Annotated in this window: 26 protein-coding genes; 16 read left to right on the top strand and 10 right to left on the bottom strand. The window is 69.2% G+C overall.

Annotated features, from left to right (window positions below; translation table 11 throughout):
- The first annotated feature begins 86 nt into the window (after positions 1–86).
- From C470_RS01825 to C470_RS01850, 6 genes are all read left to right on the top strand, one after another.
- Positions 87–1,871: a bacterio-opsin activator domain-containing protein gene (locus C470_RS01825; RefSeq protein ID WP_008364837.1), complete on the top strand. Its 1,785-nt coding sequence runs from the start codon at positions 87–89 to the stop codon at positions 1,869–1,871.
- 154 nt (positions 1,872–2,025) lie between these two features.
- Positions 2,026–4,020, top strand: coding sequence for an acetate--CoA ligase (acs, locus tag C470_RS01830; protein WP_007344596.1), 1,995 nt, complete (start codon positions 2,026–2,028; stop codon positions 4,018–4,020).
- Positions 4,021–4,127: 107 nt separating this feature from the next.
- Positions 4,128–4,643: a DUF4212 domain-containing protein gene (locus C470_RS01835; protein WP_004595815.1), complete on the top strand. Its 516-nt coding sequence runs from the start codon at positions 4,128–4,130 to the stop codon at positions 4,641–4,643.
- Positions 4,640–6,403: a VC_2705 family sodium/solute symporter gene (locus tag C470_RS01840; RefSeq protein ID WP_008364839.1), complete on the top strand. Its 1,764-nt coding sequence runs from the start codon at positions 4,640–4,642 to the stop codon at positions 6,401–6,403. Before C470_RS01835 ends, C470_RS01840 begins: the two co-directional genes overlap by 4 nt.
- A 3-nt stretch (positions 6,404–6,406) precedes the next feature.
- Positions 6,407–6,868 (top strand): universal stress protein, encoded by a 462-nt coding sequence (locus C470_RS01845; protein WP_004595817.1) that lies wholly within the window; start codon positions 6,407–6,409, stop codon positions 6,866–6,868.
- Positions 6,869–6,954: 86 nt separating this feature from the next.
- Positions 6,955–7,230 carry a hypothetical protein gene (locus C470_RS01850; protein ID WP_004595818.1) on the top strand — a complete coding sequence of 92 codons (276 nt, stop codon included), beginning with the start codon at positions 6,955–6,957 and terminating at the stop codon, positions 7,228–7,230.
- Positions 7,231–7,263: 33 nt separating this feature from the next.
- Here the strand turns inward: C470_RS01850 and C470_RS01855 are convergent, their stop codons facing one another.
- A complete protein-coding gene (locus C470_RS01855) occupies positions 7,264–7,920 on the bottom strand; it encodes an NAD-dependent epimerase/dehydratase family protein (protein WP_004595819.1) in 657 nt (218 codons plus the stop codon).
- A 68-nt stretch (positions 7,921–7,988) separates the two neighbouring features.
- Positions 7,989–10,655 carry a heavy metal translocating P-type ATPase gene (locus tag C470_RS01860; protein ID WP_008364841.1) on the bottom strand — a complete coding sequence of 889 codons (2,667 nt, stop codon included), beginning with the start codon at positions 10,653–10,655 and terminating at the stop codon, positions 7,989–7,991.
- A 235-nt stretch (positions 10,656–10,890) separates the two neighbouring features.
- Between C470_RS01860 and C470_RS01865 the strand changes: the two genes are divergently transcribed.
- The 4 genes from C470_RS01865 (at position 10,891) to C470_RS01880 (ending at position 13,285) form a co-directional block, all read left to right on the top strand.
- The gene (locus C470_RS01865; protein ID WP_049908512.1) at positions 10,891–11,661 is read left to right on the top strand and encodes an MOSC domain-containing protein; all 771 of its coding nucleotides are present in this window, start codon (positions 10,891–10,893) and stop codon (positions 11,659–11,661) included.
- A gap of 145 nt (positions 11,662–11,806) precedes the next feature.
- Complete coding sequence (locus C470_RS01870) at positions 11,807–12,001, top strand: cold-shock protein (protein ID WP_004045866.1); 195 nt, start codon at positions 11,807–11,809, stop codon at positions 11,999–12,001.
- 117 nt (positions 12,002–12,118) lie between these two features.
- Positions 12,119–12,718 (top strand): hypothetical protein, encoded by a 600-nt coding sequence (locus C470_RS01875; protein ID WP_008364847.1) that lies wholly within the window; start codon positions 12,119–12,121, stop codon positions 12,716–12,718.
- Between the two features lie 231 nt (positions 12,719–12,949).
- Complete coding sequence (locus C470_RS01880; protein ID WP_049908528.1) at positions 12,950–13,285, top strand: hypothetical protein; 336 nt, start codon at positions 12,950–12,952, stop codon at positions 13,283–13,285.
- 43 nt (positions 13,286–13,328) lie between these two features.
- Here the strand turns inward: C470_RS01880 and C470_RS01885 are convergent, their stop codons facing one another.
- The gene (locus C470_RS01885) at positions 13,329–14,297 is read right to left on the bottom strand and encodes an oxidoreductase (RefSeq protein WP_008364851.1); all 969 of its coding nucleotides are present in this window, start codon (positions 14,295–14,297) and stop codon (positions 13,329–13,331) included.
- 93 nt (positions 14,298–14,390) lie between these two features.
- The gene (locus C470_RS01890) at positions 14,391–15,464 is read right to left on the bottom strand and encodes a hypothetical protein (RefSeq protein WP_008364854.1); all 1,074 of its coding nucleotides are present in this window, start codon (positions 15,462–15,464) and stop codon (positions 14,391–14,393) included.
- 255 nt (positions 15,465–15,719) lie between these two features.
- Here C470_RS01890 and C470_RS01895 point away from each other — a divergent pair, with 255 nt between their 5' ends.
- Complete coding sequence (locus C470_RS01895) at positions 15,720–18,182, top strand: DNA topoisomerase VI subunit B (RefSeq protein WP_004595826.1); 2,463 nt, start codon at positions 15,720–15,722, stop codon at positions 18,180–18,182.
- A complete protein-coding gene (locus C470_RS01900) occupies positions 18,183–19,268 on the top strand; it encodes a DNA topoisomerase IV subunit A (RefSeq protein ID WP_004595827.1) in 1,086 nt (361 codons plus the stop codon). It begins immediately after the preceding gene.
- A gap of 18 nt (positions 19,269–19,286) precedes the next feature.
- Here the strand turns inward: C470_RS01900 and C470_RS01905 are convergent, their stop codons facing one another.
- On the bottom strand, positions 19,287–19,523 hold the full coding sequence (locus tag C470_RS01905) for a CDGSH iron-sulfur domain-containing protein (protein WP_004595828.1): 237 nt from the start codon (positions 19,521–19,523) through the stop codon (positions 19,287–19,289).
- A 77-nt stretch (positions 19,524–19,600) separates the two neighbouring features.
- On the opposite strand from C470_RS01905, the gene msrB reads away from it, so the two are divergent.
- Positions 19,601–20,008 (top strand): peptide-methionine (R)-S-oxide reductase MsrB, encoded by a 408-nt coding sequence (msrB, locus tag C470_RS01910; RefSeq protein WP_008364856.1) that lies wholly within the window; start codon positions 19,601–19,603, stop codon positions 20,006–20,008.
- Between the two features lie 440 nt (positions 20,009–20,448).
- Here msrB and C470_RS01915 read toward each other — a convergent pair whose 3' ends face one another.
- The 5 genes from C470_RS01915 to C470_RS01935 all read right to left on the bottom strand — a co-directional run bounded on the left by C470_RS01915 (position 20,449) and on the right by C470_RS01935 (position 24,550).
- Positions 20,449–21,225, bottom strand: coding sequence for a sensor histidine kinase (locus tag C470_RS01915; RefSeq protein ID WP_008364858.1), 777 nt, complete (start codon positions 21,223–21,225; stop codon positions 20,449–20,451).
- Between the two features lie 70 nt (positions 21,226–21,295).
- A complete protein-coding gene (locus tag C470_RS01920; RefSeq protein ID WP_008364860.1) occupies positions 21,296–22,450 on the bottom strand; it encodes an acyl-CoA dehydrogenase family protein in 1,155 nt (384 codons plus the stop codon).
- A 69-nt stretch (positions 22,451–22,519) separates the two neighbouring features.
- A complete protein-coding gene (locus tag C470_RS01925) occupies positions 22,520–22,861 on the bottom strand; it encodes a hypothetical protein (RefSeq protein WP_008364861.1) in 342 nt (113 codons plus the stop codon).
- Positions 22,862–22,880: 19 nt separating this feature from the next.
- Complete coding sequence (locus C470_RS01930; protein WP_008364863.1) at positions 22,881–24,065, bottom strand: pyridoxal phosphate-dependent aminotransferase; 1,185 nt, start codon at positions 24,063–24,065, stop codon at positions 22,881–22,883.
- Positions 24,062–24,550 carry an Lrp/AsnC family transcriptional regulator gene (locus tag C470_RS01935; protein WP_008364864.1) on the bottom strand — a complete coding sequence of 163 codons (489 nt, stop codon included), beginning with the start codon at positions 24,548–24,550 and terminating at the stop codon, positions 24,062–24,064. Before C470_RS01935 ends, C470_RS01930 begins: the two co-directional genes overlap by 4 nt.
- Positions 24,551–24,668: 118 nt before the next feature.
- Between C470_RS01935 and C470_RS01940 the strand changes: the two genes are divergently transcribed.
- The 3 genes from C470_RS01940 to C470_RS01950 all read left to right on the top strand — a co-directional run bounded on the left by C470_RS01940 (position 24,669) and on the right by C470_RS01950 (position 26,140).
- Positions 24,669–24,944, top strand: a complete 276-nt coding sequence (locus C470_RS01940) for a ribbon-helix-helix domain-containing protein (RefSeq protein ID WP_008364866.1) — start codon at positions 24,669–24,671, stop codon at positions 24,942–24,944.
- A complete protein-coding gene (locus tag C470_RS01945; protein WP_008364868.1) occupies positions 24,937–25,200 on the top strand; it encodes a type II toxin-antitoxin system RelE family toxin in 264 nt (87 codons plus the stop codon). The genes C470_RS01940 and C470_RS01945 overlap by 8 nt, the downstream gene beginning before the upstream one ends.
- A 76-nt stretch (positions 25,201–25,276) precedes the next feature.
- Positions 25,277–26,140 carry an aldo/keto reductase gene (locus C470_RS01950; protein ID WP_008364870.1) on the top strand — a complete coding sequence of 288 codons (864 nt, stop codon included), beginning with the start codon at positions 25,277–25,279 and terminating at the stop codon, positions 26,138–26,140.
- Positions 26,141–26,147: the final 7 nt, after the last annotated feature.

Here is a 26,147-nt window from a genome sequence, read left to right on the forward strand (position 1 = left end):
TTTCGCCAAAGAGCGGGAGGACCCGTCGCGAAGGTGGCGTTTTCCGGAACAGTTTTGTTTCGGCTACCTGTTGTATTCCGAAACGAATGGTCGACGGCCTCGACGCGGACACCTACGACGCGCTCGTCACCGCCGCGGAGACGTATCGCGCGGCGCTCGTCGTCAGGCTGGCGGGCGAGGCCGGACTCCGCACCGAGGAGATCACCCGCGTCGCGCCGCGACACCTGCGCGGGGCGGAGTCGGTCGCGGGCGCGCGCCTCCTCGCGGTCCCCGCGGGCGACGACCAGAGCGCGGGCGGCGAATCGCGCCTGTCCGACGACGAGCCGGTCGACCGCGAGACCGTCGTTCCGGCGTCGCTGGCGGCCGACCTGGACCGGTACGCGACGAGCGAGGAGCTCGACGAGGACGACCCGTACGTCGACGTCTCGCCCCGGCGCGTCCAGATGATCGTGAGCGAGACCGCGGCGCGGGCGGCCGGCCTCACCGACGCCGCGCTCGACGAGCGGGTCACCCCCAGCGCCCTCCGAAAGACGTTCGCGCGGCGGCAGCTCGTCGACCGCGGCGTCGATCCGCGCGCGGTCCGCGACGCCGGCGGCTGGGAGTCGCTCGGCACGCTCGACCCGTACCTCGACCCGCTCGACGGAGAGGCCCTCGCGGCCGCTATCGCCGGCGACGAGGGGACCCCTGACCCGTCGGCGGAACGGGCGACGCGGACCGTCCTCCCGGGGTTCGAGGCGCTCGCGGACCCGGGGTCAGCGGCCCCCCCGGCTGCCGTCGCCTCCGGGCTGACCGAGGCGGACCGCTGGGCCGAGGCGTGGGTCGTCCGCCGGGCGGTCGGCGGGGAGCGGGCCGACGTGGCCACGGCGGCGGGCGTCGACCGAGAGACGCTCGCGGACCGCGGCGTGACCGCCGGCGGCCCCTGGTTGGACGCCATCACGGACGGCGCGCCCGCCGCGACCGACGGCCGTCAGGGGACCGCGGGACGGCCCGCCGTCGCGGTTCCCGCGGCCTACGAGGGCGTGGTCCACGGCGCGCTCTGCGTCGTCGCGGCCGACGGCGACCCGGTCGGCGAGCCCGAACGCCGAGCGCTCGCCGCCCTCGGGGGCTGTCTCGGCCGCGCGATCACCGCCGACCGGTGGCGGGAGCTGCTCCACTCCGACGCGGTCACGGAGGTCGAGTTCCACACGACCGACGAACGCGCGTTCCTCGCCCGCGCGAGCGAGCGGCTGGGCTGCCGGATCGAACTGGCGTCGACCGTCGACGTCGACGACGACGTCTCCCGGGCGTACCTCTCCGTCGACGGGGCCCGCCCGCAGGACGTCGCGGCGGTCGTCGAGTCGGCGCCGGGCGTCTCCGACTTCCGGGTGATTGAGACCGGCGAGGACGGCTGTTCGGCGTCGGTCCGCCTCGCGGACGGGTCGCTCGTCAGGGCGCTCATCGACCACGGCGCGACCGTGCGCGACGCGTCGGCCGCCGACGGCCGGGTCCGCGTCGTCGCTGACTTCCCCGAGGGGACGAACGTCCGCCCCGTCGCGGACGGGCTCCGCGACCGGTTCGCGGACGTCAGGCTCGCGAGCAAGGAGTCGGTCGCGCGTTCGCCGCGAACGGAGTCGTCGCTGCGTGACGGGGTCGCCGACAGGTTCACCGACCGCCAGTGGGCCGCGCTGTCGGCGGCGTACCACGGCGGCTACTTCGACTGGCCGCGGGGGAGCACGGCCGAGGAGGTGGCCGACGCGATGGGCGTCTCGTCGCCGACGTTCCACAACCACCTTCGCAAGGCGCAGCGCGCCCTCCTCGACGGCGTCTTCGAAGACGACGCGGACCGACCGATTCGGGATGGCGACGAGCGGGCGACCCCGCCCGGCGGGTGACCGGCCGAATCGCTTGGCCGCGGCGGGGTCGTCGCTCCCACGGGACCCTCGTCGCCCGCTGAGACACCAGCGCCGGGCCGGAGAGAGTCTATCACGATTTTTCGTATTTAGCGTCAGCGTTTATATGGCGATATTGGTTGGGTACGACCGTACCATGACAGAGGGAGACGGCCAACTGGAAGCGAGACTCGCGGAACAGGAGGTATTCGAGCCGTCGGAGTCGTTCGTCGAGCAGGCGAACGTCTCCGACCCGGAGATATACGAGGAGTTCGAGGAGAACTGGCCCGAGTGCTGGGAGACGGCCGCCGACCTGCTGGAGTGGGAAACCGACTACGACCAGGTGCTCGACGACAGCAACCCGCCGTTCTACGAGTGGTTCACGGGCGGCGAGCTGAACGCGTCGGCGAACTGCCTCGACCGACACCTCGACGAGCGCGGCGACGAGGCCGCAATCGAGTGGGTCGGCGAGCCGGTCGACGAGGACGACCGCACGTACACGTACGAGGAGCTCCACCGCGAGGTGAACGAGTTCGCGGCCGCCCTCCGGGAGCAGGGCGTCGAGGAGGACGACGTCGTCACGATGTACATGCCGATGATCCCGGAGCTGCCGATCGCGATGCTGGCGTGTGCGCGCATCGGCGCGCCCCACAGCGTCGTGTTCGCCGGGTTCTCGGCCGACGCACTGGCGACGCGGATGAACGCCGCGGACTCCGAGTACCTCGTCACCTGCGACGGCTACTACCGCCGCGGCGACCCGCTCGACCACCTCGACAAGGCGAACGAGGGGCTCGCGGGCGTCGACCACGACACGACCACGGTGGTCGTCGACCGGCTCGGGCCGAACGGCGACGGCTTCGGCCACGACCTCGGCGACGACCAGATCGACTACGGCGACCTCGTCGCGGAACACGAGGGCGCCGAGGTCGAGCCGGTCACGCGCGACGCCGAGGACATGCTGTTCCTGATGTACACCTCGGGGACGACCGGGAAGCCGAAGGGCGTGAAACACACGACCGGCGGCTACCTCTCGTGGGTGTCGTGGACCTCGCAGTCGGTCCTCGACATCAAGCCGGATGACACGTACTTCTGTTCGGCCGACATCGGCTGGATCACGGGGCACTCGTACATCGTCTACGGGCCGCTCTCGCTCGGCACGACGACGATGATGTACGAGGGGACGCCGGACCACCCGGAGCGCGACCGCCTCTGGGAGATCGTCGAGGAGCACGAGGCGACCCAGCTGTACACCGCTCCGACCGCGATTCGGGCGTTCATGAAGTGGGGCTCGAAGTTCCCGGACCGCCACGACCTCTCCTCGCTGCGGCTGCTCGGCACGGTCGGCGAGCCGATCAACCCCCGCGCGTGGAAGTGGTACTACCAGCACATCGGCGACGAGGAGTGTCCCGTCGTCGACACGTGGTGGCAGACCGAGACCGGCGGGATGATGGTGACGACGCTGCCCGGCGTCAAGGACATGAAGCCCGGCGCCGCGGGGCCGCCGCTGCCGGGGCTCGACGTCCAGATCCTCGACACGCTCGGCGACGAGGTAGAGCCCGGAAAGGCCGGCTACCTCACGGTACAGAAGCCGTGGCCCGGCATGCTCCGGACGCTGTACAACAACGACGAGCGCTACATCGAGGAGTACTGGGCGGAGTACTCCGACACCGACAGCGACGACCCCGACGACTGGGTGTACTTCCCGGAGGACGGGGCGAAGATCGACGACGACGGCTACATCACCGTCCTCGGCCGCGTGGACGACGTGCTCAACGTCTCCGGCCACCGGCTGGGGACGATGGAGATCGAGTCGGCGATCGTCGGCGTCGAGGGCGTCGCCGAGGCCGCGGTCGTCGGCGGCAACCACGACATCAAAGGCGAGGCGGTGTACACCTACGTCACCACCGAGGACGGCTACGAGGGCAACGAGGAGCTCCGCGAGACGATCGTCGCGGCCGTCGAGGACGCCATCGGCCCGATCGCCCGGCCCGAGCAGGTCGTGTTCACGCCCGACCTGCCGAAGACCCGGTCCGGGAAGATCATGCGCCGCCTGCTGGAGAACATCGCCGACGGCGAGGAGCTCGGGAACACGAGCACGCTGCGGAACCCCGAGATCGTCGAGGAGATCCAACAGAAGGCCGACGCCGAGTAGCGCTCGGCGAGCCGTTTTCAGCTGTTCCACTCACGACCACACCGGACCACACGACGACAATCATCACGAAAAAAACGAGATAAACGATTCCCAACACACGACAAAACATGACAGATAATACCTCACGCGAACGAGACGACGCGGTCACCGATAGTGGCCGCGAAACTGACGACGCGGCCACCGACGGGGGGCGCGCAGCGAACGACGCGGCCACCGACGGGGGGCGCGCAACGAACGACGCGGCCACCGACGGCGGCGTCGCCTCCTCGGGAGCCGCACAGACGCACAACAATACCGACTACCTCGGAGCGGAGGTGAACATCCTGAATCCGAGCACGCCGTACATGCGCGATCACCTGCGAATCGTGTGGTCCGGGTTCGCCATTTGGGTCCTCGCGGTGTGGGGGCCGGTGACCCTGACCCGGATCGCTCCCGGTCCGATGACGCAGTCGATGCCGATCCTTCAGTTCCCGCTCCACTACTTCCTCGTCGCGTTCGGCGCGCCGACCAGCGCGCTGATCTTAGCGTTCTGGTACTCGCGCAAGCGGGACGCGCTCGACGAGAAGTACGGTATCGAGCACGGCACGGCTGACGTCGCGACCGACGGAGGGTCCGACGAATGACGGCGAGTTCGATCCTCCTCCAGAGCGACCTCCTTCCGGAGGCGCTCGACATCTCGTTCAAGCTGGGACCGGCGCTCCTCGTGATCGGGATGTTGGGGCTGTTCCTCACGATCGGCTTCGTCTTCCGCGTGGCCGACACCGACGACATGTGGGTGGCGGGCCGGTCCATCGGGAACGTCGAGAACGGGATGGCGATCGGGGCCAACTGGATGTCCGCGGCGTCCTATCTCGGGATGGCGGCCTCGATCGCGCTGGCCGGATTCTACGGGCTCGTGTTCGTCGTCGGCTGGACGACGGGCTACTTCATCCTGCTCATCTTCCTCGCCGCGCAGCTGCGTCGGTTCGGGAAGTACACGGCGCCGGACTTCGTCGGCGACCGATTCAACTCCGACACCGCGCGCGCCATCGCGGCGGTGACGACGTTCCTCATCGGCTTCGTCTACGCCATCGGGCAGGCGAAGGGGATGGCCTTGGTCGGCCTGTACATCTTCGGTAACTACGGGGGCCTCATCCCCGGCCTCGACGGGTACCAGGTGATGGTCGTCGCCATGATGGTCGTCACCGTCGGCTACCTGACGCTGTCCGGGATGCTGGGCGCCACGAAGAACCAGGCGGTCCAGTACGTCATCCTCATCCTCGCGTTCGTCGTGGGGCTGTTCGTCGTCGGCTACACGAACGGTTACTCCACGGTGCTGCCGCAGCTCGAGTACGGCGCGCTGATCAGCCAGCTCGGCAGCGAGTTCTCCGAGCCGTTCGCCGGGTCGAGCTACTACCTCTGGGTCGCGACGACGTTCTCGCTCATCGTCGGCACCTGCGGGCTCCCGCACGTGCTCGTCCGGTTCTACACGGTCGAGAGCGAGCGGACGGCCCGCTGGTCGACGGTCTGGGGGCTGTTCTTCATCTGCATCCTCTACTGGAGCGCTCCCGCGTTCGCGGCGTTCGGGACCGACCTCTACTCGCAGAACGTCGGCGCGACGTACGGTGACCCCGGGATGACTGGGGCAGCCAGCGAGGTCATCGTCGTGCTGGCGGCGCAGCTGTCCGGACTCCCGTCCTGGTTCGTCGGCATCGTCGCGGCGGGCGGTATCGCTGCCGCCATCGCGACGGTCGCCGGGCTGTTCATCGCCGGCTCGTCGGCGATCAGCCACGACATCTACACGAACATCATCAACGAGGACGCGACGCAGCGCCAGCAGATCCTCGTCGGCCGCCTCTCGATCGTCGCGCTGGGCGCGCTGACGACGCTGGCGGCGCTCAACCCCGCGTCCTCGATCGCCGCGCTCGTCGGGTACGCGTTCTCGCTCGCCGGCTCCGTGCTGTTCCCGATGTTCTTCCTCGGCATGTGGTGGGAGAACGCGAACCGGCAGGGCGCGCTCGCGGGCATGACGACCGGGCTGACGCTCTGGTCGATCCCGATGATCAACCAGATCGTCCCGACGTACATCGGCTCCCTCGATGCGCCGCTGTCGGCCGGGCTCGCGACGTGGATGCCCGCCATCGGTTCGGCGCTCATCACGCTCCCGATCGTGTTCGTCGTCACCATCGCCGTCTCGATGGCCACCGACGAGCCGTCGCTGGAGACGAAGCGGATCGTCCGGCAGTGTCACAGCCCCGAACCGATGGGCCAGCAGGAGACCGCCGAAGACGTCGTCGCCGACGGCGGCGAGGACGTGGCGACCGACGGCGGCCGCGCAATGGACGACGCGGCCGCCGATGGCGACCGCGCAATGGACGACGAAACCACGGAGGAAGCGGAGTAATCCATGTACGACCGAATACTCGTTCCCACTGACGGCAGCGACGTCGCGGAGGCCGCTGTCGACCACGCGCTCGACCTCGCGGAGAAGTACGACGCCGAGGTCCACGCGCTGTACGTGGTCGACATCGACTCCGTGAACTTCAGCCTCGGCACCGAGCAGGTCGACCGGCTCAAGCAGGGCCGGTTCGACGAGATGGGCGAGCTGAAAGAGCAGGCCGACGAGGCGACCGGGGTGGTCGCCGCGCGCGGCGACGAACGCGGCGTCGATATCGTCGAACACGTCTCGGGCGGCCGACCGCACAAGGTGATCGGCGACTACGCCGAGGACAACGACATCGACCTCATCGTGATGGGGAGTCACGGCCGTGCCGGCGTGCGCCGCGCGCTGCTGGGCAGCGTCACGGAGCGCACCCTGCGCTCGACGCACGTCCCGATCCTCGTCGTCGACTACCTCGACGAGGACTGAGGTCGCGGCCCGCAAACCGCTTCATCGCGCGCTCGACGCCGCGCGATTCCGCAACACCGACGTACCCCCTCTTCCACACTCAGTTCATGCCCGACTCGGACGCCCCGGAGACGCCTGACGACCAGCCGACCGACCCGAGCGTCGCCGACCGCGCCCGGCACGTGCTCAGCGAGAACGGCACCGGGATGCTCCAAGACCTGCTGTTCGCGCTCGTGTGGGTGGGGCTCGCGTCCTCGCTGTACAACGTCGCCTTCTCGACGGCCCCGCAGTGGGTGCTGTACATGTTCATGCTCGCGGGGATTCCGGCGTACTTCGGCTTCTTCGTCTCGCTGGAGATGGCCAAGGAGCGCAGCGCGCGCTGACGGACGTTTTTGGATCGGGAGTCGCCCCGCCGCTCACCCGGCGAGATCGCGAATATCGGAGACGTCGAGCAGGCGGTCGTCCGGGTCCAGCGCGGCGCGGTACGTCGCCCGCGCGACGGTGTCGGCGGAGAGCGGCCGCGCCTCGCCGAGCCGCGACGCGAGCGGCGGCGCGCTCGCGACGAACCGGAGGACGCGGTCGACGACGCCGGGGAGGTGCGGCTGTCCCGCTCCGTAGACGGGACCCGGGCGGAGGGTGACCACGTCGAGGTCGAGGTCGGCGATGGACGCCTCGGCGCGGCGCTTGGCCGTCAGGTAGGCGTTTCGAATACCGGGCGGCTTCGCCGCCGCCGAGAGGAAGACGAACGCGTCGACGCCGGCGCGTTCCGCCTCCAGCGACGTGAGGAGGGCCGCGTCCCCGTTGACGCGCTCGAAGGTGACCCCCTCCGTCGGCGCCTCGGTGAGCGTCCCGACCGAGTGGACCACGGCGTCGACGCCGTCGAGGCGGTCGCGCCACGCGTTCGGGCGGAAGAGGTCGGCGCTCGTCCACGAGACGGCGTCCGCCCACGCCTCGTCGACGTCGGGACGGCCGCTCCGCGAGACGCTTCGGACCTCGTGGCCGTCGCGGACCGCGAACCGACAGACGTCGCGTCCGATGAAGCCGCTGCCGCCGACGACGAGGAGGGTCGACATGTGCCGGCGTACGCGCCGCGTCGTCTTGGGGCTTCGGGACCGCCGGCGGGGGAGAAATCGCGCCGCGCTCAGCGCCGCAGGAAGCCGAGGAGCCTGTAGTCGCCGTCGGGGTCGTACCGGCGGAACAGGAGGCTGTTCGTCAGCACCGACACCGAGGAGAACGCCATCGCCCCGGCCGCGAGGACGGGCTGAAGCAGCCCGAGCGACGCCAGCGGGATCATCGCCGTGTTGTAGCCGAGCGCCCACACGAGGTTCTGTTTGATCTTCTGGAGCGTCGCGTCGGAGACGCGGATCGCCTTCACGACGTCGAGCGGGTCGTCGCGCATCAGCGTCACGTCGGCGGCCTCGATGGCCACGTCGGTCCCGGAGCCGATGGCGGTGCCGACGTACGCGACCGCGAGCGCCGGCGCGTCGTTGACGCCGTCGCCGACCATCATCGCCCGGCGACCGTCGGCCTGGATCTCCTCGACCGCGTCTGACTTGTCCTCGGGGAGGACGCCGGCGCGGACGTTGTCGGGATCGATTCCGACCCGCTCAGCGACCGCGCGGGCCGTGCGCTCGTTGTCCCCCGTGATCATCATCACGTCGATAGCGCGGTCCCGGAGCTGACTCACCGCCTCTTTCGCGCTCGGTTTCACCGTGTCGGCGTCGGCGACGACGCCGAGGAGCTCCCCGTCATCCGCGCCGTCTCGAATTCGGGCGACGAGCATCGCCGTCTTCCCCTCGCCCTCTAAGCGTTCCATCGTCTCAGCGGCGGGCGAGGGGTCGATCCCGTTGTCGCGCAGCAGCTTCCGGTTCCCGACCAGTACCCGGTCGCCGCCCACGGTCGCTCTCACCCCGTGGCCGGGGACGTTCTCGAACGATTCGGGGTCGGCGAGGTCGAGGCCGCGCGCCTCGGCGCCGTCGACGATCGCCTGAGCGAGCGGGTGTTCGCTGCCGCGCTCCGCGCTCGCGGCGAGCCGGAGTACCTCGTCCTCGTCGGCCCGCGCGTCGGTCGCGGCGTCGTCGCCGGTCACCGCCGCGTCCTCGCCCTCGGCGACCGCTCCGCCGTCGGGGACGCGCTCGTTGCCGACCGCGACCACGTCCGTGAGCTCCATCTCGCCTTCCGTGAGCGTTCCCGTCTTGTCGAACACCACGGTGTCGACGTCCTTCGCGCGTTCGAGCACGTCGCCGCCCTTGAACAGGACGCCGTGTTGCGCGCCGATGGTGGTCCCGACCATCGTCGCGGCCGGCGTCGCGAGGCCGAGCGCGCAGGGACACGCGATCAGGACCGAGGAGGCGAAGACGACGATCGCGAACTCGAACACCGATACCGACCCGCCGACCGGGGCGGGCCCGCCCGCGACCTGGCCCCACAGCGGGAGCCGGTCGACGAAGCCGGCGAGCGCCTCGGGGAAGGCGAACCAGAGGATCCCCCACAGCAGCGCGTTCGCGATGACCGCCGGTACGAAGTACGCGGAGATGCGGTCAGCGAGGTTCTGGATCTCGGGCTGGCGGGACTGCGCCTCCTTCACCGTCTGGACGATCTGCTGGAGCGCGGTGTCCGCACCGACCTTCGTCGCCTCGACGACGAGGAGCCCGTTCTCGTTGATGGTGGAGCCGACGACCTCGTCGCCCTCCGACTTCTCGACGGGGACCGACTCGCCCGTCACCATCGACTCGTCGACGGCGGACTGCCCATCGACGACGACGCCGTCGGTCGGAACCTGCTCGCCGGGGCGGACCTTCATCCGGTCGCCGACCGCGACCTCGTCGATCGGGACCTCGCGTTCGGTCCCGTCCCCGTCGACGAGGGTCGCGGTGTCGGCCTCCATCTCGAGGAGCTTCCGGAGCGCCTCTCCGGCCTGCCCCTTCGAGCGGGCCTCGAGGTAGTTGCCGAGGGTGATGAAGACGAGGATGAGCGCCGCCGTGTCGAAGTAGACGCTCCCGGCGACCACGTCGAGGAGGACGGCGACGGAGTAGACGTACGCCGTCGTCGACCCAAGGGCGATCAGCACGTCCATGTTGGCGCGCCCGTTCGTGACGAGCGCCTTGTAGGAGTTCACGTAGAACGGGCGACCGAGCACGACCTGGACCGGTGTCGCGAGCGCGGCCGCGACCCAGTGGATCCCGACGCCGAAGACCCGGTCGGGCACGACCGCCCCCCCGAGGAGGAGGTTGTCGACGAGGAAGAAGAGCAGCGGCGCGGACAGCGCGGCCCCGAACAGCGTCAGCCGGCGCTGCTTTCGTATCTCGGCGTTCCGAGCCGCGTCGCGCGCGCTCTCGCCGGAGCCCTCCCCCTCTCCGTCGGCGCCCTCGCCGTCCGCGCCCTCGTCCTCTCGGACGGGAGAGTAGCCCGCGTCCTCGACGGCGTCGTACAGCGCCGACAGCGAGGTCTCGGCGGGGTTGTACCGCACCTGCGCCTCGTCGGTCGCGTAGTTCACGTCGGCGTCGACGACGCCGGGCACGGACGCTAACGCGTCGCGGTTGGCGTCCGCGCAGTTCGCGCACGTCATGTCGGTGATCGCGACGGTCGCCGTCTCCGAGACCGCGCCGTAGCCGGCGTCCTCGATCGCGTCGTAGATCGCCGCGAGCGACGTCGCCTCCGGGTCGTACTCGACCGTCGCCTCGTCGGTGGCGTAGTTCGCGTCCGCACGCGAGACGCCGTCTATCGACTCCACGGCGTCGCCGACGCTCGCCGAGCAGTTGGCGCAGCTCATCCCCGTGATGTCGAGGTGGGTGGTTCTGGTGTTCATCTTGGGTACTACTACGGGATACACCCTTAGTGCGTTTTCCCCTTCGAAACCAAAGCTCTCGGCCGTCGGTATCTTCGGATCGAAAGCGATCTCGGTCCCGGGTCCTTCGACGGAAAAACGACGGGCGCGAAATCGGTCGGACCACCTCGTCTCCGTCCGCGATCCGAGCCCCCGGCCCGAGTCACCGGAACGCGCCGAAGAAAGACTATAGGAAGCGGCGCCTCGTACCCACGACATGGCCCGTTTGGAGCGACTCAGGGTGTATCCGGTGAAGGGGTTAGACGGGGTCGACGTCGAGGGCGTCCGGGTCCTCGACGGCGGGACGCTGAAACGGGACCGCGAGTTCGCGCTGTTCGACGCCGACGGCGACGTCGTCAACGGGAAGCGGACCGACCGGGTCCACGACCTCGCGACCGGCTTCGACGCCGAGTCGGGCACGCTCCGAGTCGAGACGCCCGACGGGACCGTCCGACGGTTCGACCTGGACGGGGAGCCCGCCCGCGCCGCCGAGTGGTTCGGCGACTTCTTCGACGCGGACCTACGGTTCCGGCGCGACGAGTCGCTCGGGTTCGTCGACCGCCGCGAGATGGGCCCCTCCGTCGTCAGCACGGCGACGCTGGAGGCGGTCGCCTCGTGGTTCGACGGGATGACCGTCGAGGGGGCACGTCGCCGTCTCCGGGCGAACGTCGAGGTCTCGGGCGTCCCGGCGTTCTGGGAGGACCGGTTCGTCGGCGAGGGGTCGCCGGCGTTCGAGATAGCCGGCGTCCGCGTCGAGGGCGTGACGCCCTGCGGTCGGTGCGTCGTCCCCGAGCGCGACCCCGACACCGGCGAGCCGACGCCGGAGTTCCGCGAGCGGTTCGTCCGGCGGCGGGAGGAGACGTTCCCCGAGTGGGCCGACGAGGACGCGTTCGACCACTACTACACCGTGATGACCATCGCGCGGATAGCCGAGCGCGACCGCGGCCAGACGCTCCGCGTCGGCGACGAGGTCACGGTCCGCGAGTGAGCGCGCGGCCTCGTCGGTCGCACGCGCTCGGTCCAGCACCGAGAATCCCTTCGCGAGCGGCGAACACGCCCGAGAGAGCGCACGTGGCGGCGATCAGCCCCGGCACGCAACACTTATCACCACGTCGGGAGACTGTTAGGGTGCGATGGCGACAGGCAAGGTCGACTTCTTCAACGACACCGGCGGCTACGGATTCATCGAGACTGACGACGCTGACGAGGACGTGTTCTTCCACATGGAAGACGTCGGCGGCCCGGACCTCGAAGAGGGACAGGAGGTAGAGTTCGAGATCGAGGAGGCGGACAAGGGTCCGCGCGCGACGAACCTCACTCGGCTGTAGCTCGGTCGCGGCATCCGCTACCGGCGAACTCGGATAGCTCTCGAAACGCGTTCCGCGTATATTATCACCGCGAGCGACGGCGCCGTCGTTTTGGTCGCGGAGCCGGGATCGGCACGCATGGAGGCAGACGATTCCGACGCCGCCGACGACGTTCTCGACGACGACGCCGTTCCCGGCGCCGACGCGCGCGACCTCGAGGCGTTCGTCGCCGAGAACCTCGATCGCTACGCCGAGACGCAGGGCGTCCTCCCCGAGCGGCTGGAGGAGTTCGGCGAACGCTACCGGTCGCAGGGCCACCTGACGCGCGATCAGCTGTACGAGATCGCCTACGAGTCGTCCACGCGGAGCGCGTATCACGTCGAGAAGAACCCCGAGGCTCGGTGTCGGGAGGTGACGCGCAACGCGCGCGCCGTCGACGGCGACTTCTCGACGATCCACCTGCTCACCGGGCTCGCCGGCTTCAAGGCGCCGACCGCCTCGTGCGTGCTGGCCGCGCTCGACGGCGACCGCCACGCGGTCGTCGACACTCGCGTCTGGGCGTCCTTAGAGCGGCTCGGCTACCTCGACGGTCGGAAGGAGAGCTTCGACGCCGCCGACTACGTCGCGATGATCGGGCCTCTCCGCGAGATCGCCGACCGGACCGGCTCCCGCGCGGTCGACGTGGGGTACGCGCTGTTCGCGCACGACGCGCACGTCCGGGAGGGGACGCTCCATTAACGCGTCCGACGGACCGACGCCGTATCGCGGGCGGATCTCGGTGCGGTCGGGCCTCGGAGCGGGCGCTCCGACCGAGACGGCGCCGGAAGCCGGATTTTCAAGTCGGTCCGGTGAGACGCGCGTGACATGGTCTCTCGCAGACGATTCCTCCGAGCCGGGGCGGCGGGCGCGCTCGCGGCCCTCGCGGGGTGTTCGGCGGTCCCGGCTCCGCGCCCGAAGCTAGACCTCTCCGTGAGTAACGCGCGAGACGCCGCCGTCGACCTCGACGTGCGGTTCTTCCGACCGAACGTCACGGAGCGGAGCGAGGCGCTCGCCTACCGAAACAGCGTCGAGGTCCCGCCGGACACGGGGTCGGACGACCCGTGGACCGACGAGGACATCGTCTCGGACCGGCCGTACCGGATCGAGGTCGAAGACCGGAGCGCCCGGAGTTCGCGTCACTACCACTACCGACCGGACTGTTCCGACGAGGACCCGTACGATATCGGCGTCCTAGTCCGCTTCAACCCGGACGGCGGCGTCGCCTTCTCGCAGACCACGTGCTCGTCCGACGCGCCATTCCTGTGAAGCGCGGGGGTGGTTCACACACGGAACCCGTGTGTCGCGCCGCTCACAGCGGGTACTCGACGCCGGTCGCCTCGGTCGAGTACTCCCAGAGCTTCCGGGCGTCGTCGCGGTCGTAGGAGGCGTCGTTCGACCGCCCGACGGTCGGGTGCCCCCGCATGTTCATGAGGCCGCCGGGCTCGACGTAGGCGCCGCCGTCGACGTCGGTCGTCGCCGCGAACAGCATCGGCTCGACGCCGATCTCGGGGGCCTGTCCCAGCACCGCGTTCGCGGCCTTCATGCCGACCTTCATGATCGGGTTCCCGCTCTCCGCCGCCGTCCGCATTTGGAGGTTCGTGTCGGTGTAGCCGGGGTGGCAGGCGACGCTGCGGATCCCCGGACCGTCGGCCTCGTCCGTCTCGCCGCTCGCCGCGTCGAGGCGCCGCTGAAGCTCGTAGGCGAACAGGAGGTTCGCGAGCTTGCTGCGCCCGTACGCCTTCCACTTGCCGTACGACGCCTCCCAGTTGAGGTCGGCGAAGTCCATCTCGCCCTGCTCGTGGGCGCCCGACGACTGCGTGACGACGCGGGCGTCGCCCCCGATCCCATCCGCCGCGTCGAGGAGGTCGAACAGCCGGCCCGTGAGCGCGAAGTGGCCGAGGTGGTTGACGCCGAACTGCGTCTCGAACCCGTCCGCCGTCTCGCTCCGCGGGATCGCCATCACGCCGGCGTTGTTACAGAGGACGTCGACTCCGTCGTAGTCGGCGGCGAGTTCCTCGGCGAACGCTTTCACGGAGTCGAGCGAGGCGAGGTCGCACTCGCGGACGTCGAGGTCACCGTCGACCTCGCCGCCGGCGTCGGCGCGGATCTCGTCGGCCGCGTCCTCGGCGCGGTCGACGCTCCGGCACGCCATCACGACGGTTGCGCCCCGGGCGGCGAACGCGCGGGTTCCCTCGAAGCCGAGCCCGCTGTTCGCCCCCGTGACGACGACCGTCTTCCCGTTCAATCGCGGCATCTCGTCGGTCGTCCAGTCTGCCATGTGGTACGGAAGGAGCGTCAGGGGGAGAAACCTGTCGGCGCCCGAACCGGTGATCCGAAAAATCGGTCCCGGAACGAGGCCGTTGCCGTCGGATCAGACCTGCTCGAACCCCCCGAGTACGACGGTGACCGCGTCCTTCGACGCCACGTCGCGGACCCCGTACTCGGTCGGGTGCTGCCGGTCGTGCGGGTACGCCTGCGGCTGCGGGACCTCGTACGTCTCGTTGCCGTCGAACTCCCGGAGGAACTCCCGGGTGATCATCGGCTCGACGAACGCGAGCCGCGACGTTTCGGCGTCGCCGACGAACCCCTGGATGAGAGTGTTATCGAACGCTTCCGGGGTCCCTGGCTCGCCCGGGCCGTCCGGGAGTTCCGGCGCGTCCGCGGGAGCCGTGTGTTCGCCCATGTCGGTGATGTACCGCTGGTCGGCAACCGGCTCGGGCGACCGCGCGTACCCCTCGGGAAGCTGGTCGTAATCGAAGTTCGTCTCCGTCACCTCCCCGTCAGGGTCCGGAGCCGGACTATCGGGCTCGTACTCCTCGTTCCCGGTGTCGTACGGCGGAAGTCGCGGCCCCTCGACGGCGTCGACCCTCGCCGGGTCGAGCATGTGGAAGTGGACGTCGAAGTGCGGCTTCAGCCACGCGCCCGCCCCGCCGAAGTGGCCGCCCGGGTTCCAGTTGAGCCCCAGGAACGTGAACGGCGTCAGCTCCGCGTCCGGGAACGGCACGAAGAACTGGAGCGACTGCTTGAAGTGGACCTCCGTCGCCTGCCCGCCCGCCTGGTACTTGTCGTCCTCGTCGCGGTTGTCGGCGTCCTTGAGGTCCCCCGCGTCCGGTAACCCCTCCAGCGCCGCCCGGTCGAACTCGACCCCGTGGTACTTCGGCTCGCCCGACGGCGTCTCCGTCGTGAACGTCCTGACCGACCCGCTCCCGAGGTCGACGCTCCGTCCGTAGCTCGTGATCCCCTTCGGCGGGAACCCGCCTCCGGGAGCTCCGCCCGGCCCGTTCCCCCGTCCTCCTCCGGGTCTGCCGGCGACCGATCCCGACCCCCAGACGACGGCGGCGCCGGCCGCGGCCGCGCCCCGGAGCACCGCCCGCCGGTTCGCTTCCCGCGATCGAGTCGTGTTTCGCGCTCGATTCGCCCCCCCGTTCGCCTCGTCATCGGTCATCTGTGTGCTCCCTCCCGGCACGGTCGTAATCGAGTGTCACGCTACCGTGCCACACTACTAAATAAATTTAAATTATTTCAATGTAACGACGCGCGAGGCGCTGAGAGGTCGGGGCGAGCGGTTCGTGCGCCGCCTGACACCCTCTCCGCGAGAGCGACCCACACACCCGGGCGAGACTCCGTCTGACGCCGAGATCCACTTTCACCGCGCCGCCGGTGCGTTTTTAGGTGCCTCGGGGGAAAGAACGGGTACCGAATGACGTCCTTCCAGTCGACGATCGGCGACGAGGAGGGGATCGCGGAGGAGCTGGCCGAGGGCCAGCGCGAGATCTCCATCGCCGAGTTCTTCGAGAAGAACAAACACATGCTCGGGTTCGACTCGGGCGCCCGCGGGCTCGTCACCGCCGTCAAGGAGGCGGTCGACAACGCCCTCGACGCGACCGAGGAGGCCGGCTACCTCCCCGACATCTACATCGAGATCGAGGAGGTGGGCGACTACTACCGGCTCGTCATCGAGGACAACGGGCCGGGGATCACGAAAGAACAGCTTCCGAAGGTGTTCGGAAAGCTTCTGTACGGCAGCCGGTTCCACGCCCGCGAGCAGTCTCGCGGACAGCAGGGAATCGGTATCTCGGCGGCCGTGCTGTACTCCCAGCTCACCTCCGGACAGCCCGCGAAGATCACCTCGCGCCCGAAGGGACAGTCGCGGGCGCAGTACTTCGAGCTCATCATCGACACGGACACCAACGAGCCGGAGATCCAGGCGGACGAGGAGACGACGTGGGACCGCCCGCACGGCACCCGGATCGAGCTGGAGATGGAGGCGAACATGCGCGCCCGCCAGCAGCTCCACGACTACGTGAAACACACCGCGGTCGTCAACCCCCACGCGCGGCTCGAACTGCGCGAGCCGGGGCTCGACGAGCCGCTGAAGTTCGAGCGGGCGACCGACGAGCTGCCGGCGGAGACGGAGGAGATCCGCCCGCACCCGCACGGCGTCGAGCTCGGCACGCTGATCAAGATGCTGGAGGCGACCGAGTCGTACTCGGTCTCCGGGTTCCTCCAGGAGGAGTTCACGCGGGTCGGCAAGAAGACCGCCGACAGCGTGATCGACAACTTCCGCGACGTCTACTACGGCCGCGAGCTCGCCTGGTCGCCGCCGCGCGAACACGACGACCGCGACGTGGCGAGCGCGGTCGCGGACGCGGTCGCGAACAAGGGCGCCGAGGCGACGTCCGCCTTCGCGGACGGCGTCGCCGAGGCGGTAGGGAACCACGACCGGGTCACCCGGTCCCAGCTCGCGGCGATCGTCGACAACGCCGCGGAGACCGTCGAGGACGACACCGGGAAGACGTTCGGCGGGACCGTCCGCGAGAACGCGGTCGACGCCGCGTGGCGGGCAGTCACGGGGCTCGGCCGAGCGGACGAGGCCGCCGATTCCGGCGAGGGCGGCGAGGGAGCCGACGAGGTCGAGGAGTCGCCGCTCGTCCCCGACGCCTACGCGCTCGTCGACGAGGCGACGTCGACCCGGAAGGACGACGAGGCGGTTCAGGCGATGGCCGAGGCGCTCGCGCGGCGCTTCGAGAACCTCGACGGCGACGCGTTCCGGATCACGCGCGACGACCTCGAACGCCTCGTCGCGGACGCGGCCTCGTTCGTCGCCGAGCAGCGCGACGCGACGTTCGGCGAGACCGCCCGCGGGAACGTCGTCGAGGCGTTCTGGTCGCGGGCGGTGACGGTGCCGGACGACCCGCCGAAGGTGAAGGCGATCGCGGGCGACCGCGACGCCGCCGCCGACCTGCTCGACGCGATGCGGACGACGGACATCCTCGCGCCGCCGACCGACTGCCTCGCGCCGATCACGGCGGAGCTGGTCGAGGCCGGGCTCCGCAAGGAGTACGACGCCGACTTCTACGCGGCCGCGACCCGCGACGCCGAGGTCCACGGCGGCGACCCGTTCATCGTGGAGGCCGGCATCGCTTACGGCGGCGAGATCCCCGCCGACGGGTCGGTCGAGCTGCTCCGGTTCGCGAACCGCGTCCCGCTCGTCTACCAGCGCGGCGCCTGCGCGACGACGGACGTGATCAAGAACATCGGCTGGCGCAACTACGGGCTCGACCAGCCCGGCGGCTCGGGGATGCCGAACGGGCCGGCGGTGATATCGATCCACGTCGCCTCCACGAACGTCCCGTTCACGAGCGAGTCGAAGGACGCGCTCGCGAACGTCCCGGAGATCGAAGACGAGATCGAGCTCGCGGTGCGGGAGGCCGCCCGCGAGCTGAAGTCGTTCCTCAACAAGCGGCGCTCGATGCAACAACGCCGGGAGAAGCAGGACGTGCTCGGCCGGATCCTTCCCGAGATGGCGGACAAGGTCTCGGAGGTCACGGGCCGGTCGCGCCCCGACATCAGCGGCGCGCTCGCGCGGATCATGAACAACGTCAGCGTCGAGCGCGAGGTGACCGACGGCTCCGTGACGCTCGTCGTCGAGAACCACTCGGACGTGAACGAGGAGCTGGACATCACGGACATCGTGTCGACGGAGCCGACCGACCTCTCCGACGGGACGGTGGTGGACATGGACGGCGAGTGGTTCGTCCAGTGGAAGCCCGAGGTGCCCTCGGGCGACGAGCGGGAACTGACGTACGCGGTCGACGGCGACCCCGAGTTCGAGGTCAGCGTCGGCGGCGTGGAGACCGAGAAACTCACGGTGAACGATTAAATGACGACCGAAAGCGACGCACGAGACGAGCTGATCGACCTGGCGGCGGACTTCTACGACCAGTTCGCGGCCGGGAAGATCCCGGAGATGACGCTCCCGACGCGGACGAAGAGCAACATCGAGTACGACGAGGCGAGCGGCGTCTGGACGTACGGCGACCGCACCTCGACGCGCAGTGCCAACTCGGTGCGCGGCGCGCGCAAGCTGCTGAAGGCCGCCTACACGATCGAGTTCCTCGCGAACCAGCTCGACGACGACCGCTCGTCGACGCTGCGTGAGCTGTACTACCTCTCGGAGTCGTGGGACAACGACGAGGCGCAGTTCAAGAGCCAGGACGAGTCGAACGACCTCGTCGAGGACCTCGAGATCGTCACGGGCGTCACCCGCGAGGACTTCCACATGCGCCCGGAGGAGTCGGGCGCGAAGGTGATGGGGCCGCTGGAGATCCGCGAGCAGACCAACCGCGGCGACCGCGAGATCCACTGCCAGCTCGACGTGGGGCAGGGCGGCTACCAGATCCCCAACAACCCCGACACCATCGAGTTCCTCGACAACGACGCGGAGTTCGTCCTCTGCGTGGAGACCGGCGGCATGCGCGACCGGCTCGTCGAGAACGGCTTCGACGAGGCGCACGACGCCCTCGTCGTCCACCTCGGCGGGCAGCCGGCGCGCGCGACGCGGCGGCTCACGAAGCGCTTCCGCGACGAGCTCGACCTCCCCGTGGTGGTGTTCACTGACGGCGACCCGTGGTCCTACCGGATCTACGGCTCCGTGGCGTACGGCTCGATCAAGTCGGCGCACCTCTCGAAGTACCTCGCGACCCCCGAGGCGCGGTTCATCGGGATCCAGCCGGAGGACATCGTCGAGTACGACCTCCCCTCGGACCCGCTCTCGGACTCGGACATCAACGCCCTCGAATCGGAGCTGGAGGACCCCCGCTTCCAGACGGACTACTGGGAAGAACAGATCGAGCTCCAGCTCGACATCGGGAAGAAGTCGGAACAGCAGTCGCTCGCGAGCCGCGGGCTGGACTTCGTCACGGACACCTACCTCCCCGAGCGGCTCGGGGAGATGGGCGTCCTCTAAGGGGCGGACGAGACGCGGCTACTCGTCGGCGTAGACGATCTCGTCGATCTCGCGCCGTTCCGCCTCGGCCTCGTCGTTCGGGTACTTATAAACGACGCCGTCCGCCTCGTCGGTCGTCGCGTTGTGCGAGCCGTCACAGAGCGGCTTCGTGTCCGAGAGGCCGCACTGACAGACGTAGATGAGGCCGTCGTCGCCCTTGTCGTCGTCGTCGAGAACCGCCGGGCCTCGCTCCTCGTGCGTGACTTCGCGCGCCATGAGTGCGATTCGGCTCCCACCCGAATACGGCTTGTGACCGCCGCAACCCCCTTGCCCGTGGGACCCGTATCGGTGGTATGAGCGAGACCGGCGAGTCCGATCCGAGCGAGCTGACCGACGAGGAGTGGCGCGAGCGGCTCTCCGAGGAGGAGTACCGCGTGCTGCGCGAGAGCGGCACGGAGGCGAAGTTCTCCGGCGAGTACGTCGACCACCACCCCGACGACGGGGAATACCGCTGTCGGGCCTGTGGCACCGTCCTCTTCGAGGCCGAGACGAAGTTCGAGTCCGGCTGCGGGTGGCCCGCCTTCTACGCCGCCGAGGAGGAGTCGGTGACCACGACGGTGGACACCAGCCACGGGATGCGCCGCACCGAGGTCCGGTGCGCGAACTGCGACTCGCACCTCGGCCACGTGTTCGACGACGGCCCCGAGCCGACCGGCAAGCGCTTTTGCATCAACTCGGTCGCGATGGAGTACGACGAATAACTCGGTTCGCCGAACACGTCGGGAGACGGCATTTATAAGGTGATCTCGGGCACTGGTATCAAGCATATATAAGCGATCAACGACGCAAAGACGAGTTCCGAATCTCCAGCTGCTCGCTGATAATTCGTTGTCAGTGACTCGGCGGTGAATCCCTCCAAAGATCCAGTCGCTTGTTTATAAACAGGTACCGGCGGATCGGCGGTGAACGCCGCCAAAGCCCCACCCGCCCCGCACCGCAACCGCACCTCACACCTCCCCAGCCTCGTCAGTCGCCGTCGCTTCGCTCCGGCGACTGACTCCCTCGCGCGGTGCTGTCGCCGGCGCTACGCGCCGGCTTCCAGAGGGACCTTCGGTCCCTCGCGGCTCGGCCGCGGGGCGGCCTCGCAGGCACGCGCCACCGTGTTGTTCCTTATAAGCGATCGCCGTCGCGTCTGTAAGTGTTACCCCTCGCACAGCGGCAGCTGGACGACGAAGACCGCGCCCTTCGGCTCGTTGTCCTCGACCCACACGTCGCCGCCGTAGATCTCGACGAGCGACCGGACCAGGTACAGTCCGATCCCCGCACCCGGGCTGTCGAGCCCCTTCTCCCCCTTCCCGAACACCTCGTCGCGCTGGTCTTCGGGGATCCCCGGTCCGTTGTCGGCGATCCGCACCTCGGCGACGCCCTCGGCCTCCTCGACGGTCGCGGATACGGTCACCTTCGGCGGGGTCTCGTCGTTGTGCTGGACCGCGTTCCGCAGGAGGTTCCGGAACACGGAACTCAGCATCTCGTCGCCGACGACCTCCGCCTCGGGGTACGACCCCTCGACCGTGAAGACGGCCTCCGAGTACCCCGACCGGATCTCTTCGACCTGCTGCGAGAGGACCCGATCGAGCGCGACGCGGCTCGGCTCGGCGTCCTCGCGGAGCATCACCTCGGCGAGGTCGCGGACCGTGGTGGTGAGCGAGACGGCGCTCTGGGTGTTGCGCTTGATCACGTCCAGGTACTCTTCCCCCTCCTCGTCGACGTGGTCGTCGAGCAGCTCGGCGTACGCGCCGACGAGCTGGAGGTCGTTCCGGATGTCGTGGCGCATCACCTGGTTCAACAGCCGGAGGTCGTCCCGCTGGCGCTTGAGGCGCTCTTCCGGGTCCACCTCATCGTCCGCGTCGAAGATGGGACCGTCGCCCGGCTCGGCGTCCGCCCCGTCGCCCGGCTCGGCGCCCGCGTGGTCGCTCATGCCGGAAATCTACGCTCCCTGGTGATTTTTACGTACCGGTTGCGGACGGCCGAGGACCGGCTCCCGCGTCTCACATCCCCTCGTCGAGCAGCTCGCGGGCCACGATGTTCTTCTGGATCTCCGTGGTCCCCTCGTAGATCTGGGTGATCTTCGCGTCGCGGTAGAGCCGCTCGACGTCGTGGTCGTTGACGAAGCCGGCGCCGCCGTGGACCTGGACCGCCTCGTCGGCGACCTCGACCGCGGTCCGCGAGGCGAACTCCTTGGCCATCGACGCCAGCGCGGTCAGGTCGCCCGACTCGTTGTCGACGGCCCACGCGGACCGGTAGGTGAGCCAGCGGGCGGCCTCGGTGTTCGTGTGCATCTCCGCGAGCTTGTGTTTGATCGCCTGGAAGTCGCTGATCGGGCGGTCGAACTGCTCGCGCTCCTCGGCGTACTCCAGCGCGCGCTCGGCGGCGCCGCGGGCGATGCCGACGCCCTGCGCGGCGACCGCGGTCCGGGTCTCGTCGAAGAACTGCATGAGCTGGAGAAAGCCCATCCCGCGCTGCCCGACGAGGTTCTCCTCGGGCACCCGCACGTCGTCGAAGCGCAGCTCCGCGGTGTCGCTCGCGCGGATCCCGAGTTTCCCGGTGATCTTGTCGCGGGTGAGCCCGTCGCGGTCGGCCTCGACGAGGATCTGCGAGTAGCCGGAGTAGCGGTCGTCGATCTCCGGGTCCGTCTCGCAGACGACGACGAAGTAGTCGGCGACGGTGCCGTTCGTGATCCACATCTTCGAGCCGTTGATCACCCACTCGTCGCCGTCCTTCTCGGCGCGCGTCGCGACCGAGGTCACGTCCGAGCCGGCCTGCGGCTCCGAGATGGCCGAGCCCATCACCGCGTCGCCCGCGGTCACCTCGGGGAGGACGCGCTCCTTCTGTTCCTCCGTGCCGAACTCCATCAGCGCCTCCGCGCCGAAGCCGGCGCTGGAGATACAGAGCCCGATCCCGGGGTCGGCCGCGAACAGCTCCTCGGTGAGGATCGCGTTCTCCAGCGAGGAGTAGCCGATCCCGCCGTACTCGACCGGGACGTGCGGCGCGAGCAGCCCCATGTCGGCCGCCTTGTCCATCACCTCGTGGGGGTACGCCTCGTCGACGTCGTACTCGGTGGCGACCGGTCGGATCTCCTCGTCGGCGAACTTCCGTACCTCCTCGCGCAGCTGCTTCTGTTCGTCCGTGAGCTGGAACTCCATACCTCGTCGATCCGGATCGAACGTGATAATCGTTGGCGAACGCCGAACAATTCGCGAGGAGTTGTTCGTTTACGAGCCGTCCGCCGGGTACCCGCGCTCCTCGCGAACCTCGTAGTGTCGCGCGCGGTCGTCGTACCGTTCGAGCACCTCGCGGGCCGCGGGCGGAACGTGCGCCTCCCGGTACTCCTCGCCCGCGAACGCTTTCACCGACTCAGTTGAGTCGAACCGGAGGATCGTGACGAACTCGACCTCCTCGTCGTCGCCGCCGGCCTCGCGGCGGAGCAGTCTCGCGCCTCGGTAGCCGTCGTTGTCCGCGTCAGCGAACGAGGGGAGGACCTCCGCTCTGAGCAGCCGCTCGTACTCGTCCGCGTTCGCCGGCGTCGTCCACCCGTGCCAGATTCTGTCGATCATCGTCTCCCGACGAACTCGGTCATCGATCCGCTACGAACGACGCGATCCGGTCGGTCGCCTCCTTCAGCTCGCGCATCGAGGTCGCGTACGAGACGCGGAGATGTCCCTCGCCGCCCTCGCCGAAGACGGAGCCGGGGACGACCGCGACCCCCTCCGCCTCCAGCAGCTCCTCGGCGAACGCCTCGTCGTCGCCGCCGCACTCGGGGAACGCGTAGAACGCGCCGCCCGGCTCGAACGTGTCGAGGCCCATCTCGTTGAACCGGGAGACGACCAGCCGCCGGCGGCGGTTGTACTCCTCGACCATCTCCGTCACCTCGTCGTCGCAGCGGTCCAGGGCCTCGATCGCCGCGTACTGCGGGGTCGTCGGCGCCGACAGCATCGTGTACTGGTGGATCCGGTTCATCGCGTCGATCGCCTCCGCGGGGCCCAGCGCGTAGCCCAGTCGGAGCCCCGTCTGTCTCTTATACACATCTCTGANGTAGCCCAGTCGGAGCCCCGTCATCGCGTACGCCTTCGAGAAGCCGTTGACGACGACCGTGCGCTCGCGCATTCCCGGCTGGGTGGCGATCGAGCTGTGGTCGGCGCCGTAGGTGAGGGCCGCGTAGATCTCGTCCGCGACCACGCGGAGGTCCTCGTCGCGGCAGAACGCCGCGACCTCGGCCAGCTCCTCGTCGGTCATCGTCGCGCCGGTCGGGTTGTTCGGGTAACAGAGGACGAGCAGGTCCGCCTCGGCCGCCCCGGCCGCCTCCAGCGACTCCCGCGTGAGCGCGAAGTCGTCCGCGGCGCGCGTGGGGACCGTCAGCCGCTCGCCGCCCGCCAGTTCGATCCCCGGCCCGTAGGAGATGTACGTCGGCTCGTGGACCGCGACGGTGTCGCCGGGGTCGACCAAGGCGCGGAACGCGAGGTCGACCGCTTCGCTCGCGCCGGTCGTGACGAGCACCTCCGACTCCGAGTCGTACGACTGGTCGTAGCGCTCGTGGTGGTCGGCGATCCGCTCGCGGAGCGCGGCCATCCCGCGGTTCGACGTGTAGGAGGTCTTCCCGCGTTCCAGCGAGTCGATCGCGGCGGTGCGGGCGGCCCACGGCGCCGAGAAGTCCGGCTCCCCGACCCCGAGGGAGATGACGTCGTCGCGCGCCTCCGCGAGCTCGAAGAACTTCCGGATCCCGGACTCGGGGAGGGTGCGCGCGCGGTCCGACAGCCTCATGGCGACACGGAGAGGCGGTCGTCGTCGTCGCCGTCCTCGAACCGGATCCCGCCGTCCTTGTACGTCTCCATGATGTAGTGAGTCACGGTCTGCGTGACCTCCGACATCGGCGCGACCTGCTCGGAGATGAACTCGGAGACCTCCTGCATGTTCTCCCCGAGCACCTCGACGGCGAAGTCGTAGTCGCCGGAGACGAGGTGTAAGGCGTCGACCGCGGGGAACTTCGCGATCCGGTCCGCCACCTGCTCGTACCCCGTCTCGCGGTCGAGTTCGACGTTGATCTCGACGACCGCGCGGATCTTCCCCTCCTCGACGCGGTCCCAGTCGACGACGGCCTGGTAGCCGTGGACCACGCCGTCCGCCTCCAGCGCGTCGATCGCGTCCGCTACCGCGTCCGCGTCGAGGCCCGTCTGGGCCGCGATGTCGTCGATGTCCTCGCGGGCGTTCCGCGCCAACACGTCGAGTACCTCGCGCTCGGCGTCCATACTTTACGATTACGCGGGGACGGTTTATGAGTAGCGACGGGCGCAACACGGGCGAGCGGCGGGGCGTTCGGTGCGTGCGCCCCGAACCCTTTTCAGTAGTACCGCTGTATCACACGACATGAGCGCCGACGCAGACGCGGGCGACGACCGGATGGAGAAGATCAACGTCCGGGTTCCGAAGTCCCTGCTCGATCGTATCGACGAGGAGTGGGAACGGCGGGGGTACGCGAACAAGTCCGAAGCGATCCGCGACGCGCTGCGCGACTGGGTCGATCCGTCGGTGACGCTCTCCGAGGAGACGCTGTCTGATCTGGCAGAGAGCCGCGAACAGACGGAGCGCGACGAGACGGTGTCGGCCGAAGAAGCCCGCGAGCGGTTGGGTCTCGATGGCTGAGGTCGAGTACACGGAGCAGGCGCTTTCTCACCTCGAATCCCTCGATCCGCAGGCCGCCGATCGAATCATGAACAAAGTCGACGAGGCGACCGAATGGACCGAACACCGGTTGGAACCCCTTTCTGGGTATCCGTACTACAAGCTCCGAGCCGGCGACTACCGTGCCATCGTCGCATGGGACCGCAACGACGACGTCATTCGCGTCGAGGCCGTCGGTCACCGTCGGAACGTGTACGACCGACACCTCCCTCCCTGAACGCGTTCCGCCCCGCTCCTCCCCGCCTCCTTCCGCCATCCCCACGGCTTTCCGCGTGGCGCGAGTTCGTTCGCCCATGGCTTCGAACACCACCAGCGGGAGCGAGACGTTCGAGATCGGCGGTGAGCTGACTGTCAACCGCCTTGGATTCGGCGCGATGCGGATCACGGGCGAGGACATCATCGGTCGCCCCGACGACGAGGCGGACGCGAAGGACGTACTCCGGCGCGCGGTCGACCTCGGCGTCGACTTCGTCGACACCGCCGACTCCTACGGCCCGGGCGTCTCCGAGCGGCTGATCGGCGAGGCGCTCGGCGACCCCGACGACGTGGTCGTCGCCTCGAAGGCCGGCCTGCTCCGCAACCGCGAGGGCGAGTGGCTCCCCCACGGCGACCCCGACTTCCTGAAGAACCAGGTGCTGTGTAGCCTCGACCGACTGGGGACCGACAGGATCGGCCTCTATCAGTACCACCGCCCGGACCCGGACACCGACTTCGAGGAGTCCGTCCACGCGTTCGCGGAGATGAAAGACGCCGGGCAGATCGCCCACGTCGGCCTCTCGAACGTCACCGTCGAGCAGCTCGAGACCGCCATGGAAATCGTCGACATCGCGACGGTCCAGAACCGCTACAACGTCGGCCACCGCGACGACGAGGACGTGCTGGCCGCTTGCGAGGACCACGGGGTCGGCTTCATCCCGTGGGGACCGATGTACGCGGTCGACGACGAGGACGCCGGCGAGGTGCTCGACGAGGTCGCCGAGCGGCGGGACGCGACGCCGCAGCAGGTCTCGCTCGCGTGGCTCCTCGACCACTCCGACGTGACGCTCCCGATCCCGGGCACGTCGAGCGTCGACCACCTCGAATCCAACCTCGCGGCGGCGGACCTGACGCTCACCGACGAGGACCGCGCCGCCCTGAACGGCGTCGACCCGCAGTAAGGAGCGG

The organism is Halorubrum distributum JCM 13561, from assembly GCF_000337395.1.
GTDB lineage: Archaea > Halobacteriota > Halobacteria > Halobacteriales > Haloferacaceae > Halorubrum > Halorubrum distributum.

Excerpts from the sequence above, each read along its gene's own strand:
- C470_RS01825 (WP_008364837.1), top strand. The coding sequence starts at position 87 with ATGGTCGACGGCCTCGACGCGGACACCTACGACGCGCTCGTCACCGCC.
- acs (WP_007344596.1), top strand. The coding sequence starts at position 2,026 with ATGACAGAGGGAGACGGCCAACTGGAAGCGAGACTCGCGGAACAGGAG.
- C470_RS01835 (WP_004595815.1), top strand. The coding sequence starts at position 4,128 with ATGACAGATAATACCTCACGCGAACGAGACGACGCGGTCACCGATAGT.
- C470_RS01840 (WP_008364839.1), top strand. The coding sequence starts at position 4,640 with ATGACGGCGAGTTCGATCCTCCTCCAGAGCGACCTCCTTCCGGAGGCG.
- C470_RS01845 (WP_004595817.1), top strand. The coding sequence starts at position 6,407 with ATGTACGACCGAATACTCGTTCCCACTGACGGCAGCGACGTCGCGGAG.
- C470_RS01850 (WP_004595818.1), top strand. The coding sequence starts at position 6,955 with ATGCCCGACTCGGACGCCCCGGAGACGCCTGACGACCAGCCGACCGAC.
- C470_RS01855 (WP_004595819.1), bottom strand. The coding sequence starts at position 7,920 with ATGTCGACCCTCCTCGTCGTCGGCGGCAGCGGCTTCATCGGACGCGAC.
- C470_RS01860 (WP_008364841.1), bottom strand. The coding sequence starts at position 10,655 with ATGAACACCAGAACCACCCACCTCGACATCACGGGGATGAGCTGCGCC.
- C470_RS01865 (WP_049908512.1), top strand. The coding sequence starts at position 10,891 with ATGGCCCGTTTGGAGCGACTCAGGGTGTATCCGGTGAAGGGGTTAGAC.
- C470_RS01870 (WP_004045866.1), top strand. The coding sequence starts at position 11,807 with ATGGCGACAGGCAAGGTCGACTTCTTCAACGACACCGGCGGCTACGGA.
- C470_RS01875 (WP_008364847.1), top strand. The coding sequence starts at position 12,119 with ATGGAGGCAGACGATTCCGACGCCGCCGACGACGTTCTCGACGACGAC.
- C470_RS01885 (WP_008364851.1), bottom strand. The coding sequence starts at position 14,297 with ATGGCAGACTGGACGACCGACGAGATGCCGCGATTGAACGGGAAGACG.
- C470_RS01890 (WP_008364854.1), bottom strand. The coding sequence starts at position 15,464 with ATGACCGATGACGAGGCGAACGGGGGGGCGAATCGAGCGCGAAACACG.
- C470_RS01895 (WP_004595826.1), top strand. The coding sequence starts at position 15,720 with ATGACGTCCTTCCAGTCGACGATCGGCGACGAGGAGGGGATCGCGGAG.
- C470_RS01900 (WP_004595827.1), top strand. The coding sequence starts at position 18,183 with ATGACGACCGAAAGCGACGCACGAGACGAGCTGATCGACCTGGCGGCG.
- C470_RS01905 (WP_004595828.1), bottom strand. The coding sequence starts at position 19,523 with ATGGCGCGCGAAGTCACGCACGAGGAGCGAGGCCCGGCGGTTCTCGAC.
- msrB (WP_008364856.1), top strand. The coding sequence starts at position 19,601 with ATGAGCGAGACCGGCGAGTCCGATCCGAGCGAGCTGACCGACGAGGAG.
- C470_RS01915 (WP_008364858.1), bottom strand. The coding sequence starts at position 21,225 with ATGAGCGACCACGCGGGCGCCGAGCCGGGCGACGGGGCGGACGCCGAG.
- C470_RS01920 (WP_008364860.1), bottom strand. The coding sequence starts at position 22,450 with ATGGAGTTCCAGCTCACGGACGAACAGAAGCAGCTGCGCGAGGAGGTA.
- C470_RS01925 (WP_008364861.1), bottom strand. The coding sequence starts at position 22,861 with ATGATCGACAGAATCTGGCACGGGTGGACGACGCCGGCGAACGCGGAC.
- C470_RS01935 (WP_008364864.1), bottom strand. The coding sequence starts at position 24,550 with ATGGACGCCGAGCGCGAGGTACTCGACGTGTTGGCGCGGAACGCCCGC.
- C470_RS01940 (WP_008364866.1), top strand. The coding sequence starts at position 24,669 with ATGAGCGCCGACGCAGACGCGGGCGACGACCGGATGGAGAAGATCAAC.
- C470_RS01945 (WP_008364868.1), top strand. The coding sequence starts at position 24,937 with ATGGCTGAGGTCGAGTACACGGAGCAGGCGCTTTCTCACCTCGAATCC.
- C470_RS01950 (WP_008364870.1), top strand. The coding sequence starts at position 25,277 with ATGGCTTCGAACACCACCAGCGGGAGCGAGACGTTCGAGATCGGCGGT.